Here is a 15,389-nt window from a genome sequence, read left to right as displayed (position 1 = left end):
TGTTCGATTTATAAAGAACCGTTAGGCAGTAGTCGATTGATCATCACGGCAACTTCAGCTCTTGTTAAAGGTTTCTTAGGGTTAAACTGTTTGCCGTCGCCTTCGATCAGGCCCAGCTTCCAAGCATCGTTCACGGCCGAAGCCGCCCATGCGGAAATTGATTTTGCATCCGAGAACGCAGGAGCTCCCTTACCCGTAGAAGCAAATTTGAAGTATTTGGTTGCATGTACAAGCGCGATGATCGCTTCTTCACGCGTGATCTTGTCGTTCGGTCTGAACATGCCATCATAACCGGATACTATACCGAGCGAAGCCGCTTGGGTTACCGCCTCGGTATAGTACTGGCCCACTGCCACGTCCTTGAACGAATTGGCTCCTGCCGCGGCCGAAGTGCTTCCCGTCCAATCAATTGCCCGCATGATCATCGTTGCATACTCTGCGCGCGTAATATTGCGGGTCGGCGCATAATGATGTTCGTCCACGCCGTTTACAATATGCTTTGCAGTTAGCGACTTCACGGATTTCTCAGCCCAATGTCCGGCCAAATCCGCAAACTGCTTGTTGAATTCCAAAATAGTATACAAGGAGAAATGATTCGCTTTGAACGTGAACATGCCATTACTTACTTTACCGCCGACATACTCAACCTTCGTGCCATTCACGTAATACACGCCGGCAAGATTCGAAGCGAGCAGCTTCTCCTGCTCCTTCGTCAATTCCATCGTGACCGATGCAGGCGAGTCCAAGTTATGCACATCGACGATGCTGCCAAAGGAGACCAATTGAATGGTAACGGAGAGAACGACTCCCGTGGAAACATAGTCCGGATTCGAAGCAAGTGTTCCTTTAATGATTGTTTGGGCTTCATCCGTCAGCAGCGTATTAACCACGATGCGAATATGCTCATCCTCCCCGTTCGACGCCGCGATGGACCCCGCCGGGAAACGAATCTTGCTGTTATCGGAGACAATGATAATATCCAAACCTTTATCCTTCAAAGCCTTCAGCGATTGCGCAGGGAACTCGAGCGACGTTCCGGGAGTGCCTGTGGATTTAGGCAATTCGATCGTAATGGCATCTTTGGCCTGATCAATGACCGAAGCCAGCGTATCGCTACCGACAATATAACTGCCGTTCTTCGTTACTTCCGGATGAATCACCGTACCCGATGAACTGCCGGCACCCGGAGGGATGGCGATGGGATCGGTCGGCTTGGTTACTGTTCCGCCGTCGCCGCCCCCGTTCTGTGGCGTATCGTCTCCGGCACCTAGTTTCTCCACGACCCTAAATATCGCGTTCAAGGTGTTGGATCCACTGCTCGCAACGACTTTATATGTCCCCCATGGAGCAGAATCCTCCGATTCCGGGATCGTAATGGTCATTGAATAATTCCCGCTGACGGGTTCGATAACATCCATATAAAATACCGATTCATTCGGGCGAACGATCTTAACGACGACATCCTTCGATGACGTACCCGAAAGCGTAATTTCATCGCCTCGCAGCACTTCCTTCGCACTCACATTGAGTACAAAGGAGGCAGCTGCGTAAACAGAAACCGGTGATAGTATGAAAAACAACGCCAAGATGGCAGCCAAATAAGTTTTCAACGTTTGCAGTCCTCTCTTTCTAGCCTTTATTTGAACAGAATCGGTCTAGCCAATTGGACAGGTGTTATAAGTTTGCTATTGAATTGATTCACGATGAATACTTTCACTTTGTACTCCTCGCCTATTTCGTTAAAGTACTGCGTCATCGTCAACTTCGTTTGTTTCAACGGTACGGCGCTGATGAGGACCGGCTCAGGGTTATTCCCTTTCAACAGCTGGAAGACGACAAATGCATCATCGCTATAGGCGATCAGCGGTTCGACGTTCACGTTGACTTTCAACTGGTCGCCTCTGCTGATTGATCCCGAAAGTAAGAATGTATCCCGTGTGTCGTTCTTGGTGAACGCCTTCGTTGAAACAAGTGCTTTACCCGCGGCGATTCCCAGGTCCTCATGTGCTTTAATGCGTACCTGTACGGTACCTGCATCATAATCTCCGTCCTCGATCGGCTGCGGATTTGCCGTTACCGGCAGCCACGTCTCGCCGTTATTCAGACTGTATTCGTAATCGCTCAGCACTGCGTAACCAGGCACGTTCGCCCAACCGAACGTATTATGCGCATCGTCCTCAACCGGCGCAGTAGGCGCAGCAGGTTGACTGCCTGCACTTGTTACCGTGCTCGCTGCCGAATTATCGCGTTTATTCACGGCTTTCACGATGAATGTATACGCTTGGTCAGGGTTGGTAGCCGGAGTCACATATTCATAGTTTTCCTGTCCTGCCGTCACTGGCATATAGACGCTCCAGTTCGAGCCAAGCTTACCGTTAGCCTCATAGATACGGAACCCGCGAATGGCATTCGTTGCATCGTCTTGTGGTTTCTTCCACGTCAATGTCCGTTTGCCATCTTCCGTCTTATCCGTCTTCAACTGCTCAACCGGGTTCGGCTTCACGTCATTCCGTACAATGGAATACGTATCGAACGGAGTCTCCTCACCCGACTTATACGAATCGATCGTGAAGCTGTTCTCCGTCATCTTGACGCCGGAGTAGATCGCAACCTTCGGCTGCTGATAGACTGCCGCATAGTAACGGTCAACGTTGTCTTTGACATCATAAAACTTCGTGGCTGCGGAGTTGTTGATCATATACAAGGTACCGTCCGGATTGAGGACGCGTCCGTCTCCGTCCTTCTCAACATCCTTGATCGCCTGGTTGTTATACATTTGGTACGATCGCATGAACGTATGGTCATGTCCTTGCAGCACGACGTCGATGCCGAGTTCGTCAAAGATCGGATACATCCTTTGGCGTAAAGCCAAGATGTCGCTGTCCAGTGCATGGTTACCTACGGAATAAATCGCTTTGTGGAAAGCGACGACCTTCCATTTCTTATCCGTTTCCGCGACTTCTCTCTTCAGCCAGTCCACTTCTTGATCAAAGGCTTTCTTCTGAGCGTCATCCCATCCGATATCCATCGTGTTAAGCACCATGATGTGCGCATCGCCGTAATCATACGCATACACGCTGCCGGGAGGCAAAGGATTCGCAATGGAATTGTTCGGATAGTTGAAATGGTAATAATAGTTGTCATTGTATGGACCTTCATGGTTGCCTACGGCGGCCATGATCGGCAAATTCATCAGCATATCCTGCGGTTTGCCAAAATAATCCAGCCATTGGGATTCCAAGGCGCCTGCATCGACCTGGTCACCGGTCATAAGCAGGAACTTCGGATCGGTCACATGCTGCGTCGCTTGACGCATCGTATTAGCCCAAACCTCATAATCCTGCGAGTTACCGCCCTGCGAGTCGGTCATGTACAAGAAGTTAAAATTCTTGACGTCTTCCGCTTCCGTTGTGAAGGAGCCGGTCTGACTCCAATTGCCATCGCTTCCCACGCGGTATTGATAAGCCGTGGCTGGCGTAAGGCCATCCACCAATACTTTATGGCTGATGAACGATCCGTTGACGTTGCTTGTAACCTTCAAGTTCAGAATCCGCGTTTCTTCCGGCTTGCCGACGAAACGTATCGTCGCATCCGATCCGAAAGCTTTACCGGCCGGCACAACCTCGACGATGCTGTCCGTGATATTAACAGGCGCACTTTGCGGTTTGTCATACTTGGTGTACCAAGCGAAAGAACGATTCGTCTTCGCGCTGCCATACAAAGACATCGCGATTGCGATCGGGCTATAGTCCGTGATCTCGGATAGATTGGCAGGCGTGAACATAAATCCCGTTACCGCCGTGCCGTCCTCATATTGCAGCGCCCCTAGTCCATCGTAGGCGATGCTTACGCGCTGTCCAGGCAGAATCGCTTTGGACAGATTCAATATGAAGTTTGCAGCGTTCGCCCCTGCTGTCACGCTTTGAACGGAAACAGGCTGATCATCGACCTTCAGAATCAAGTGCGCGTTCACATCGGCTGACACGGGTTTCAAACCCGACGTCATCGTCATCGAAACACTCTTGCCGTCCGCAGGTACGATACCCGCTGCTACTCCCGTATAATCCGCAGGGAGGGAAAACGCATTGCTTGGTACGATATCCTTCGTCAATGTCGGTGTCGACCAACGAAGGAATAGATTAGAGCCGCCGTTATGTTCGAAATACTCCACTTTAAAATCGTATTTATGATTGCCTTGCAGCGTAATCGGGCTGCTTGTTTGCTCCTTGTCCCAATCATCTACCCAGTGATCGATGGCAAGCTTATTGTCGATCCATAAACGGAATCCGTTGTCTCCCATCATATAGAATGTGTAATCGCCATCTGCCGGCGGCATGATTTGACCGGTCCAGCGTGCATTGACGAAATCCTCTGCGCCTGTCATGTTTTTAAGAATAGGCGTCAAATCCGTAAAATTAAGCTGCGGATCGATCGAGGTTCCTTTATAATCGCCGAAGCTGAAATCGCTGTTCCCCAAGTAATACTGGCCGAGCAGGCCCGGCGTGCTGTTTCCAGCTGTCGCTGCCACGTTCTCAGTCTCAGGCTGCTCTTCCGGCTCTTCGACAGTTCCGAAGGCTTGGAATTCATAGATATGCGCCGCAAACAATCCAGTCGAAGGATCTGCATCCCCAGGATTCGTAATGTTGAGCTTGAAATATCTTGCCGTTACCGGCTTGTCCAAATCATGCGTCGTCGTGCCAGCCGTATTGCCCGTCACCGTAACGACATTTTGCCAATTGGTATTGTCGCTGCTGGCCTCGATCGTAAAATCCTTCGTATTGTATTGTTCCTGTTCCCCGGCAGCGCCGGCATGGGCAAGAACGAATTGTTGTACATTAACTTCCGTGCCCGCATCGATTTTGAGCCAATACGGATTCTCCGGGGTCGGTAAATTGCTGCCACCTTCGTAAACCCATTTGCCTGCATTCAAATTTCCGTCAATCGTATGGGATGGTGCAAACTCTTCGGACACATACCCATTTGCGGTTGCAGTCACTCCAGTTGCTGCAAAAACGTTCGCAATGGAAGTTTTAGCACTCGCATGCTGCACGGCAAAATAACCTGCGGCGAATACTGAGGTCCAGATCATGACTACTACGAGCATACGGTTTGTCAGCTTGACACTTCGTTTCACTACTAAATTCCCTCCTACTTATACTCATTTCACTGCATAAATATAGACAACAAATAGATTTCATACAATTCATCTCGTGTTAAAATTAAATAAAAAATTTGTAAATAATCTCGTGGATTCACTTCGAATTTCATTACTTTTAGAATACTAGACTGTAATAAATGGTTATTTTCTTGTATTTGTAAAAATACCATTTAGGTAAAGGCCTTTAGTACCTAATTATCGAGAGAACGCTTCACTTCCCGCTAAACAAGTAATGGAAGCGGTTTACCAAATCCAAAAAATCGCCTTCTCGAACAAAAAAGCCTGCCAAAGTCACATTGGACTTCAGTAGGCTATTTTTGTTGCGCCTTTGTAAATTTTCGCTCTGCTTTACCACATGGATTAGCACCTGTTTGGCGCCTTTAAATTATTGAGAACGACCAAGGTACTACAAAAACTTAGTACTATAAACTGAACCGGGTATCCACGATAATGGATTTATAACACAAAATTATCCAGAAGGAGACTTCCTATATGAATTCCGTATATATCACTAGTATCGGAAAGTTCCTGCCCGGTTCACCCATTAATAACGAGGAGATGGAGGAATATCTCGGAAAAATAGGTGGTAAAAGCTCGAAATCGATGCGTCGTATTCTGGAGCAAAACCAAATTAAATATCGTCATTACGCTATAGATAAAAATCAAAAAAGCTTGTATTCAAATGAGGAAATGGCAACCTACGCGATTCGCGATGCACTTGAGAGAAATAACGAAGATTTGTATAACCACATCGACTTTTTGTCCGTCGGCACGACCCAAGGCGATCTATTGGTGCCTGGTTTTGCTAGCATGGTTCATGCCAGAACCGAATTGCCCGTTATGGAAATCGCTACACATCACGGCGTGTGCGGTAGCGGCATGCAGGCGATCAAGAATGCCTATCTGCAAGTATTGTCCGATGAGAAGAAGGCCGCCATCTCTTGTGCCAGCGAATTTCCAAGCCGCATATTCAAACATACTCGCTTTGAGGCGCAGGCCAAATTCATGGATCATTCGATTCCTTTCGATACCGATTTCCTTCGATTCATGTTGTCCGATGGCGCAGGCGCCGCCGTGCTTCAAAATAAGCCAAGCGATCATGGTTTGTCTCTCAAAATTGAATGGATCGATAATAAATCCTATGCCAATCTGTACGATACTTGTATGTATGCAGGCGTTAACAAAGAGAGCGCGCATCATAATTACACCGGTTGGCTTGATTACCCTTCCATCCACGAAGCGGCAGATGATGGAGCAATCAATTTGAAACAGGATATCCGCCTTGTCAACGAAATGCCGAAAGTCGGCGTGAAACGTTTCTTTGAACTCGTGGACGAAGGAAAAGTGAATCCGGACGGGATCGATTGGATGGTGTGCCACTACTCCTCCCATTATTTTCGCGATGAAATATTCCGTCTCATGCAGCTTGGTGGGGTAACAATCCCTGAGCACAGGTGGTTCACAAACTTATATACGAAAGGCAATACGGGAGCCGCCTCTATTTATATTATGCTGGAGGAACTATTAAACGAAGGACATCTGAAACCGGGAGAAAAAGTACTTTGCATGGTTCCGGAGAGCGGAAGATTTCAGACCTCTTATATGTTGTTGACCGTAGTTGGCACAGGCAGCAAGACCGTCCTCGATAACATGGAACGACAGCCGGAGGCGCCGCAACTGGACTTCGATCATTCCAATGCGGTTCAGTCTTATTTAGTACGGCAGTTGGTCAACGTATGGATTGATTTCGAACAAAAGCTAGCTCATGTCCCGATTATAAACAAACTATACAGAGGCAAATTCACGCTTGAGGATTATAAGCTGCTCATGGAGAACATTCGGCAGCAGGTCATTGACGGATCGCAGTGGATTGCTCGCGCAGCCTCTTATATTGCCATTGAGCATATCGATCTGCGCTCTTTGTTTATCGCCCATGCTCGAGATGAGCACCGTGATTTTCAACTATTAGAACGGAACTACGTGGCCGTCGGAGGAGATCTTACGGATATTCAATCCGGCGATAAAAACATCGGCAGCGAAGCGCTGTCCGCATACCTGTTTCAGCGGGCAAGCCGGGAAAATCCCTTTGATTTAATGGGAGCAATGTGGATTATCGAAGGCCTCGGATGTCGTATGGCGAGGCATTGGGGAGAAGCGATTCGTGATCAACTCGGCTTAACGGATGACCAAGTCTCATTCCTGCTCTATCATAGCGAATCGGACGAAAAGCACTTTGAACGATTAGAAGTTGGCATTCAACATCCGATGCTATCGATGGAACTCGCCGAGCAAATAGTGAAAACCGCTAAAACTACGGCACGACTGTATTTATTGCAATTAGAGGAGCTTGGGAACCTATGAGTCATGCGGATTATTTCAAGAACATGCAGCATGATAATAAAGACCCTAATCCGTTTCTAGCCTTCTATCTTGATCAAAGCATTCCGTTTAATGAAGATGCGAAAGCCTCTTATTTAAAGGACTGCTCCAGTAAATCCAGACAATTTTTGCTTCCAATTTTGAGACCGATTTCTCGGTTGATGATCATCCTTTTCCAGCTCTATAAAATCATTTTCCCGAAAGCATTTACCTCATCTAAGATACTGCATCGTTTCTTGTACTCGGGCATGCGAACGTTTGTGAGTCCGGACGCCAATCATATGATTCTTCGTCATTTCTATCTAGGTTCCGAAATCCTTCAGTTCATCCGTGACAACATTCCAGGCGTCCATATCGAGCTGAACCCTCTGAAACCGACAAATCTTGAACCGGTTAAGGACGATCTGTTTCTCATTCACGACCTCAATTTATACAATTTTATTATTAATTTAAATACGCAACTCCGTGAGAAAAACATTGAAGTGACCAAACAGGAACGGCTTAATTTTAATGCCATCACTACAAGCCCCCTCCCTATTGCAAAAATGCCTGACCGCTGGTCCAATTTTCTTGATCTCATGACGGCGATCGAGTGTTTCACTCCAGTTTATCAGTTCTTTCTTACAGACAACGATTTCTGGAGGGCTACGAATTCTTTGCAACTCGACGAAACGATCGGGATCCTAGCCTCCAAAGTGATCGGAAGCAATGACAGGCTGGCATTAATTAACAATAAGCACCCGATGGTGCCGCTCTCTACGCTACGCGCGGGATTCCGGTTAGTGCTTCACGGGCTCGCCACAGAACAGCTCCATGCGCTGTTAGTGGATTTAAAACACAAACAGGCTGCTTGACGGCAGCCTGTTTGTGTTTTAAAAGCGGTCTTTTCGTTGTATTCCTTTCAGTTCCCCATAATGATTTACGATTTGTTTTAGTCCATCGAGAGTCTCCACAAAATAAGGATTTCATTTAGCTTAACGTCTCTGCATTCGTGTTTAAAGCAAGAATTTCAATCACTTCGACTTGTCCCTGCCTTCTTGGGCCCGCCATGAAATAACCGATGACTCCTATTTTAATTCGATTTATATGTACTTGGCGTCTCATCTGGGGCAATAGTATCCACATTTTTGCAGTGCCTTGTATAGGAACAGGAAGATTTCTGTCAAGAATAATGTTTCCGTATTCATCTTCAAATTCAGGATGAATTGCAAATATGCCCGTCTCTTTGATGTCGTCTCCGTCATATGAAAAATCACAACGCAATCCCTGGAACACAGGATGCTTTCTTCCGCCTTCTTCTTCGGAATAAATCCGATACTTATTTCTAAAATCCGGAGGATGATTTCTAACTTTCTCATACGGAACCCACACTTCCATGATACAACACCCTCCTTATTAACCAAAAACTAACATATACAAAATTGTGACATTGTATCTTCAATTCATAATAATTTGCCGCATATAAGGTGTAATACAAATATAGTCTTCAAACTCTTCTTCCAATAACGACCAATATAAAATTGTATTCTTGTGCAAAACCATATCGCGAATCAAATGCTTTTTTATACTATCCCAGGTTCCATGCTGTTCTCTAGCTTCTCTAATGGCGTCATCAAAAGATGAGATGATCAAACTCATCAGAGCGAATTTTTCATCTTGGTCCAGTACAGCAGATTCATAGAATGAGATTAATTCGTTCACTCTACGTGAATCGGCAACTTCAAATTCCCAATCCTGATAATTTGGGTCTAATTTTGGAAGTCGTAACTTTTCACTAAGACTTTCAATAGCTTGTTTTGTAATGAAATTCAACTAAACTCCTCCAATAAATGAAACGCTGTAAGCTGGCTGGGCGATTGCCGCGGGAAACAATCGTGCTCTGTTAGTCCAAAGCCTTCTTTAAATCTGCCGAAGTTGAAGTATAGCCAATATCGGTTTCATACATTCTTAAGAAAACAAACCTCATCCAACCTCCTTCAGCAATACTACTATCTCTCGTGTCTGGGAATTCACTCGAATTCGTACAATCTCTCAACATTACAACACGATAATTATTATGACGCGCACCTATGCAGGTATGAAATAGACATGATTTTATGCTGAATCCTACAGCAATTATCGTATCTACATTCCATGTTTTCAGATAGTAATCGAGTAAAGTACCGTTAAATCCATCTTTATGTGATTTTGGAATAACTGCCTCATTATCGAGCGGTTGTATGAGCGGATTGAATGTAGGAATCAAAGGTTTCCAACTATTTTCAAGAAAGTCTATTCCATGAATTCTAGTTGTTACATCATTAGATCCCCCAACTCCATGAATAGCGTTGAACAAATAAACAACCTTCATACCCGACTCCCTGGCAATGCTAAGTGCCGTGTATATCTCGTTCTCAACTACATGTTGATCAGCCGATGATTCATCACAATCAACTAACAGAAATGCTGTTCTTTCTGGAACGATATTAATATGCAAATCTGATTCAGCATTATATTTTCTTACGGATAATCTTAATTCTGTTGCACTATTCCCCATAACTAGACACCACCAATCCTTTATATTAGGCAAAATGATTGTACAGGCTGACGTAGTAGAACAGACCGCCAATAGTCATCGGCAGCCTGTTCTTAGTCGTGCTATCGTACCCGTTTGTTAAAATCCCGAGTTTATTACGAAATAAGTTCTTTATTTACAACGCCTCCGCCAACGGTAATTTGATAGCCGTTAGGATCTCGGAATGTAAACTCGCTCCAATGATTGGTGTAATTCGGATCTCTAGTGATGGTTATATTTCTATCCATAACTTCTTGAGCTATCAAATCTACGGCATTCGTATAACAATATACATCAAAATATTGTTCCTCGTATCTGGAACTGATAGGGTTCACCTCATCTTCTTGTTTAGCTTCAACAAGGATGAGAGTCAGTTTTCCTCTCGAAACATGGTGGTGAAGCACCTTATCGCCGATCACTTCATAGTTGAAGCCTAGCTCGGAATAAAACTGAACCGTTTGCTCTAAACTCTTAATTAACAAGACAAATGAAGAACCATCGATAATAATATCCGTCATCATGAACACTCCCATATATTAGGCTTCATCTTTCCCTCTCATGCCTCCAAGAAAAATGCTGTATCCATCCAAGTCCACAATTTGCGCGTTTATAGAGTCCCATTCATCTCCGTGAAATTCAATCGGTTCCGACCCGATTATACCGCCTCTGGCTCTAACCTCTTCAACGATAAGCTTCACATCATCCCACGGCACATGAACAAAAGTATCCCAAGGTTCATCGGGACCTTCCCACAAACCTTCAACGCCTCTAACTTTAGCGGACAACGCATTCGGATGCACATCTTGCGGAGATACTGCCTGCTGCAAAATCACTTCCATTACAGGATACGGCACGTCTGGATCTCCCCGTCTGGCGTACCCGTAGTCATTCACCTCGTCGCATCCCAGTACGTTCTTGTACCAGTCCAATGACTTCTTCAAATCGGAAACGAGGCGAACTTGAATCGTCTTCATAAACTTATCTTCTGGCTGGTGCGAAGTCGATTCGTCCGTCTGCGACCGATTGGCGCTCAAAACGATGTTATATCCGTCATAATCGGCAATATGCGCTTTCTTATGAAACCATCCTTCGTGAGTGTATTCATAAGGCTCTACCGTTATTTTTCCGCCTCTGCTGCGTACTTCCTCGACTATGTATTCCAGGTTATCCCACGCGACCTCAATCAAGGAATCACAGCCATACTCCGAGCTTGCCGCTTCCGCCGGCTCATCCTTGTGCTTCTGTGCAACTGCGTTCGGGCGAATATGATCTGGCGAAGCGGCAGTGACGACAATAAGCCCCATGCCTCCCCCGTCTCCCCGAGTTGCATGTCCATAGCCGCTGATGTCGTGACATTGCAGCACATTGCGATACCATTCCTGAGACTTTCTAACATCGGATACTAGACGTACAGGGAATGTTAATCCAAATTCGCCTCTTCTATTCGATTCGTTTGAAGTCAAAATGACAGCTCCTTTTATAATCTGTTTGTGAGTTCACTCTAATAGATGCCGAGATGCCTATTGGTCCTGACGACCTTATTTGGGTATGGTTCCCTTTTAGTATAGAGAACACTTGTTCTGTTGTAAAGTTTTTCCTTATCTTAATCTACCCGTAAAATAATGTCCTTTAGTTCAATCAAAGCCTTGATGCGATAGCTGGCCCGTGAGAAGTCATGTGTTTTTGTAAATTCGTTATGGACGATAGCACAGTCAATACCAGCCGCCACGGCTGCGTTCAACCCTCTGTTTGAATCCTCTACAATCAGGGTTTCTTCTTTGGCAGCTCCGAAGCGCTTTAGGGCGGTCAAGTATGGTTCCGGGTGCGGCTTGGTGTGCTCGTAGTCTTCGCGAACAAGGACGAAATCCATGAATGGTCTGATCTGGCGCTTTTCATGAATAAGTTGAAAATCCGCACGTTTGGCAGTCGTCACGATGGCCATGCGGACATACTTTGACAGTTCTGCTAGCGTTTCAACTACGCCTTCAATCTCTATGGCTTCTGTTCTGAGATATTCCTGATAATAGACATTCCGGGCCTCACGCTGCTTGCTAATGGTCTGTTCATCAATACCTGCCGCTCGAGCTTGGGACCAAGTGCCCCATGTCTGGGTCATGTCATGTAGGTATTGTGCTTTATCCAAGGTAAATCCAATGTCAGCCAGCGCGCGTTCTCCCGCTTTGTAATACCAGAATTCCGTATCCACCAGAACACCATCATGATCGAAGAGTATGTACTTTTTCATGGTTTCGCTCCCCTTTGTCAGCTGTATGCTACTATTCTGGTTTTTTCTGGGATTTCCTTCTTGAAGCTTTTTCTAAAATAAAAAATGCTGAAATACCATTCGAGCGAATGGCATTTCAGCATTCCAGCATTTTCACGTCTTACCGTATCTAGCTGATCACGTTCTAAGAGAAATCAAACGGTTTCATATTAATACGGTCATCAAACATCCGATCATCCCGGACTAAAGCATTCGTCTCGACAACCTTCCAGTCCTGTTGGTGCAGTTCTTTCAAATAGAGAACAATATCATAGAACGAGTATTTGCGATTCGAATTCAGCAGGTACGTGTTGCTTTCATCATTCAGGGCGATGTCCACGACCGCTGCTGCGGTTTCCTCCAGAAAGCTGCAGGAAGGATACCATTGCGAGCTGGCCTCGATGCATCCCTTCTCCTGTTGGCCCCGGCATAGGAAATCAAACATATTGTTGGATCCGGTTTCGGAACCGATTTGCCAGCCTAGCCGAAGAATATAAGCTTCTGGATATAACTCCTTCAGCAGTTTCTCGCATTGAATCTTATAAACGCCGTAGCTATTTTCCGCGTCAGGAATGCTCTCAGGCGTATAAGGCCCCGTTTTGTCCTCCGAATACACCGAAACCGTGCTAGTGAACACAAGTTTTACACCCAGTTTCTTCGTGGCTTTAGCGATATACGTCAACCATTCAATAGGACCGGTTGCAATGTGGAAGAAAATATCCGGTTTCGTCTCTTCTATGAACCGATATACCTCTTCTTCGTTATCGATGCCTACTAATTCACGATTCCAGACCGTGACATCAATACCTTTAGACTTGAGCTCTCTGTTCACATACGGCGCCACTGCTCCGTTATTTCCTGTAATCATAGCTTTCATTGCATACATCTTCCTTTGCTAAGTTATTATTTACCCTTTATTAGCTCCTGCCTTCAAACCCTCCACCATGTACTTCTGAAGCATTAAGAAAATGATGGTGATGGGAACGGCAACGAGCACGGCTCCGGCCGCAAATGTAGAGAACTCCGTATTCGAGCGATCGCTAATCAATTCAAACAGACCAATTGCGAGAGTCTTGTTCTCGGGCGAGCGTATGACAAGTCTTGCAAATATAAAATCCATCCATGGACCAATGAAATTACTGACCGCTACGAATACGAGAATCGGTACCGACATCGGCAGCATGATCTTCGTAAACACTTTCGTGTTGGATGCCCCGTCGATCTTGGCTGCTTCCTCCAAACTGCGGGGCAAGCCGTCAAAATATCCTTTTACCAGCCAGGCGTTGAACGGAATAGAGCCCCCGGCATATACGAGAATCAGTCCCCATAGATTGTCCAATAAATTGATCTGCAGCAGCAGAATGTAGATGGCGATCATGCCCATAAAGCTAGGAAAGATTTGAAGCACAAGCATCGTCATTAATCCGTAACGGCGGCCGGGAAACCGAAACCTCGAAAACGCGTAGGCGGCGGTCACAATCAGCACCGTAGAAAGAATCATATTGAAGAAGGCAATCATCAATGTGTTCTTGAACCAGAGCCAATACGGCGTTTCCGTAAACAGATGTCTAAAGTGCTCCAATGTAATCCCCTTAGGAATGAACGTGCTAGCATATAAGCTGTCACCGGGATTCAAGGAACCGGATATAATCCAAGCGACAGGGTAAACAACCAGTATGACGGTAATGGCTAAAACAATGTAAATGGCCGACAGTGTTACGACTTCCATAAGCGACGTTTTTCTCGTCATCATGACAGCATATCCTCTTCCTTAAAGACTTTCGTTCTTCGGAAATTCCAAATCGACAGTACCGCAATTATGATGAAAACAATAATAGATACAGCTGAAGCTACATTAAACTTGCTATTGTCTAAGGTCAATTTGTAGATCCAACTGATCAAGATGTCAGTTGAGCCTGCGTAGCTGTACTTACTGTCTACCGGACCACCCGTATTAAGCAGGTAAATGATATTGAAATTATTAATATTTCCGGCGAAAGACATGATCAGCAGAGGCAGCGTTGAGAACATGACAAGCGGTAACGTAATGGATTTGAACTTGTTTAGCGTAGATGCTCCGTCTATTTCCGCAGCTTCATAGAGTTCCTTGTCAATCCCCGTCAACACGCCCGACATGAGAATGAGCCAGAACGGAAAACCAACCCAAATATTCGTAATGACGATGGCCGTTTTCGTCCATATCGGATCGGAAAGCCAAGGAATTGGACTGATAGACAACATCTTCAGATATTGGTTCAATGGACCGAATGCTCCGTTGAAGATATTACGGAAAATGAGCAACGAGATGAACGTTGGAATTGCCCACGGCAGAATCAGAATGCCCCGCCAAAATTTCTTGAATCTTATTTTCCGATAGTTAATCATCAGAGCATATAGCAATCCAACACCGAACGTTGTCACAGTTGAGATTACTGCCCATACAATCGTCCATGCAAATACGCCATAGAAGGTTTGGCTCCATGATTTCAGCGTAATCAAATCTCTGAAGGTATCCAGACCCGTCCAGCTCACAAGGTTTTTGGGAGGAAGATGATCGGGACCGGAGTAATTCGTAAACGCAATCAGAACGCCGAATAGTAAGGGCAATATGGTTAAGAAAGCCGTAAATAATATGGAAGGAATCAGCAACATGTATGGGAATCCTTTTTCCCTGATGTTCAGAACCATCTCTTTGAAAGAATTGACGTGCAAGCCAGCCTCTCGCCGTTTGCCAACTGCATGCGCGTCCCGGATATTCAGATAGTACACGAATAAGAACAGAGCAAGTGTAATGATACAAATGATCCCGGTAATGAGAAGAAAGATAGAATGATCCCCGATTGTAACAATACGCCCTCGGCTTCTAACCTGCGGCTGATCTCCAAGCGTGATTACGCCTATAATGCCTCTTATGATGGGGTGACTCATGATTAGGATGAAATAAATCTCAAGGAGAAAAAAAACGATTCCCTTTACAAATTGACGATTATACATTTGACCTAAACCCATGAATAGGGTTGAAAGAATGGTGCCCC

Annotated in this window: 13 protein-coding genes; 2 read left to right on the top strand and 11 right to left on the bottom strand. The window is 45.6% G+C overall.

Annotation, left to right across the window (positions count from 1 at the left end; translation table 11 throughout):
* Positions 1-8: 8 nt before the first annotated feature.
* Positions 9-1,610, bottom strand: coding sequence for an S-layer homology domain-containing protein (locus tag BLW29_RS15015; protein ID WP_090980886.1), 1,602 nt, complete (start codon positions 1,608-1,610; stop codon positions 9-11).
* Between the two features lie 26 nt (positions 1,611-1,636).
* Positions 1,637-5,134, bottom strand: coding sequence for a PA14 domain-containing protein (locus BLW29_RS15010; RefSeq protein ID WP_090980884.1), 3,498 nt, complete (start codon positions 5,132-5,134; stop codon positions 1,637-1,639).
* 516 nt (positions 5,135-5,650) lie between these two features.
* Between BLW29_RS15010 and BLW29_RS15005 the strand changes: the two genes are divergently transcribed.
* Both BLW29_RS15005 and BLW29_RS15000 read left to right on the top strand, forming a co-directional pair.
* Positions 5,651-7,519: a StlD/DarB family beta-ketosynthase gene (locus BLW29_RS15005; RefSeq protein ID WP_090980882.1), complete on the top strand. Its 1,869-nt coding sequence runs from the start codon at positions 5,651-5,653 to the stop codon at positions 7,517-7,519.
* Positions 7,516-8,391: a DUF6999 family protein gene (locus tag BLW29_RS15000; RefSeq protein ID WP_090980880.1), complete on the top strand. Its 876-nt coding sequence runs from the start codon at positions 7,516-7,518 to the stop codon at positions 8,389-8,391. Before BLW29_RS15005 ends, BLW29_RS15000 begins: the two co-directional genes overlap by 4 nt.
* A 115-nt stretch (positions 8,392-8,506) precedes the next feature.
* Here BLW29_RS15000 and BLW29_RS14995 read toward each other — a convergent pair whose 3' ends face one another.
* The 9 genes from BLW29_RS14995 to BLW29_RS14955 form a co-directional block, all read right to left on the bottom strand.
* Positions 8,507-8,914, bottom strand: coding sequence for a hypothetical protein (locus BLW29_RS14995; RefSeq protein WP_256208634.1), 408 nt, complete (start codon positions 8,912-8,914; stop codon positions 8,507-8,509).
* A 60-nt stretch (positions 8,915-8,974) separates the two neighbouring features.
* Positions 8,975-9,349 (bottom strand): hypothetical protein, encoded by a 375-nt coding sequence (locus tag BLW29_RS14990; RefSeq protein ID WP_256208632.1) that lies wholly within the window; start codon positions 9,347-9,349, stop codon positions 8,975-8,977.
* 70 nt (positions 9,350-9,419) lie between these two features.
* Positions 9,420-10,073 carry a cysteine hydrolase family protein gene (locus BLW29_RS14985; RefSeq protein WP_090980878.1) on the bottom strand — a complete coding sequence of 218 codons (654 nt, stop codon included), beginning with the start codon at positions 10,071-10,073 and terminating at the stop codon, positions 9,420-9,422.
* Positions 10,074-10,207: 134 nt separating this feature from the next.
* A complete protein-coding gene (locus tag BLW29_RS14980) occupies positions 10,208-10,612 on the bottom strand; it encodes a VOC family protein (protein WP_143044409.1) in 405 nt (134 codons plus the stop codon).
* Positions 10,613-10,627: 15 nt separating this feature from the next.
* Positions 10,628-11,554: a VOC family protein gene (locus BLW29_RS14975; RefSeq protein ID WP_143044408.1), complete on the bottom strand. Its 927-nt coding sequence runs from the start codon at positions 11,552-11,554 to the stop codon at positions 10,628-10,630.
* A 140-nt stretch (positions 11,555-11,694) separates the two neighbouring features.
* Complete coding sequence (locus BLW29_RS14970; RefSeq protein WP_090980872.1) at positions 11,695-12,336, bottom strand: HAD family hydrolase; 642 nt, start codon at positions 12,334-12,336, stop codon at positions 11,695-11,697.
* 163 nt (positions 12,337-12,499) lie between these two features.
* Positions 12,500-13,231, bottom strand: a complete 732-nt coding sequence (locus BLW29_RS14965) for a sugar nucleotide-binding protein (protein WP_090980871.1) — start codon at positions 13,229-13,231, stop codon at positions 12,500-12,502.
* Between the two features lie 30 nt (positions 13,232-13,261).
* Entirely contained in the window at positions 13,262-14,104 is an 843-nt protein-coding gene (locus BLW29_RS14960; RefSeq protein ID WP_090981177.1) for a sugar ABC transporter permease, read from the bottom strand.
* Positions 14,104-15,348 (bottom strand): carbohydrate ABC transporter permease, encoded by a 1,245-nt coding sequence (locus tag BLW29_RS14955; RefSeq protein ID WP_256208628.1) that lies wholly within the window; start codon positions 15,346-15,348, stop codon positions 14,104-14,106. The genes BLW29_RS14960 and BLW29_RS14955 overlap by 1 nt, the downstream gene beginning before the upstream one ends.
* Positions 15,349-15,389: the final 41 nt, after the last annotated feature.

This window comes from Paenibacillus sp. CF384, from assembly GCF_900106745.1.
Classification (GTDB): Bacteria; Bacillota; Bacilli; order Paenibacillales; family Paenibacillaceae; genus Paenibacillus_Z.
The sequence above is the reverse complement of the archived record's forward strand: the minus strand, read 5'-3'. Positions and strand labels throughout refer to the sequence as shown.

Bases quoted from the DNA above. Each gene is read 5' to 3' on its own strand.
- BLW29_RS14995 (WP_256208634.1), bottom strand. From the start codon at position 8,914: ATGGAAGTGTGGGTTCCGTATGAGAAAGTTAGAAATCATCCTCCGGAT.
- BLW29_RS15000 (WP_090980880.1), top strand. From the start codon at position 7,516: ATGAGTCATGCGGATTATTTCAAGAACATGCAGCATGATAATAAAGAC.
- BLW29_RS14955 (WP_256208628.1), bottom strand. From the start codon at position 15,348: ATGTATAATCGTCAATTTGTAAAGGGAATCGTTTTTTTTCTCCTTGAG.
- BLW29_RS14970 (WP_090980872.1), bottom strand. From the start codon at position 12,336: ATGAAAAAGTACATACTCTTCGATCATGATGGTGTTCTGGTGGATACG.
- BLW29_RS15005 (WP_090980882.1), top strand. From the start codon at position 5,651: ATGAATTCCGTATATATCACTAGTATCGGAAAGTTCCTGCCCGGTTCA.
- BLW29_RS14965 (WP_090980871.1), bottom strand. From the start codon at position 13,231: ATGAAAGCTATGATTACAGGAAATAACGGAGCAGTGGCGCCGTATGTG.
- BLW29_RS14960 (WP_090981177.1), bottom strand. From the start codon at position 14,104: ATGACGAGAAAAACGTCGCTTATGGAAGTCGTAACACTGTCGGCCATT.
- BLW29_RS14980 (WP_143044409.1), bottom strand. From the start codon at position 10,612: ATGATGACGGATATTATTATCGATGGTTCTTCATTTGTCTTGTTAATT.
- BLW29_RS14985 (WP_090980878.1), bottom strand. From the start codon at position 10,073: ATGGGGAATAGTGCAACAGAATTAAGATTATCCGTAAGAAAATATAAT.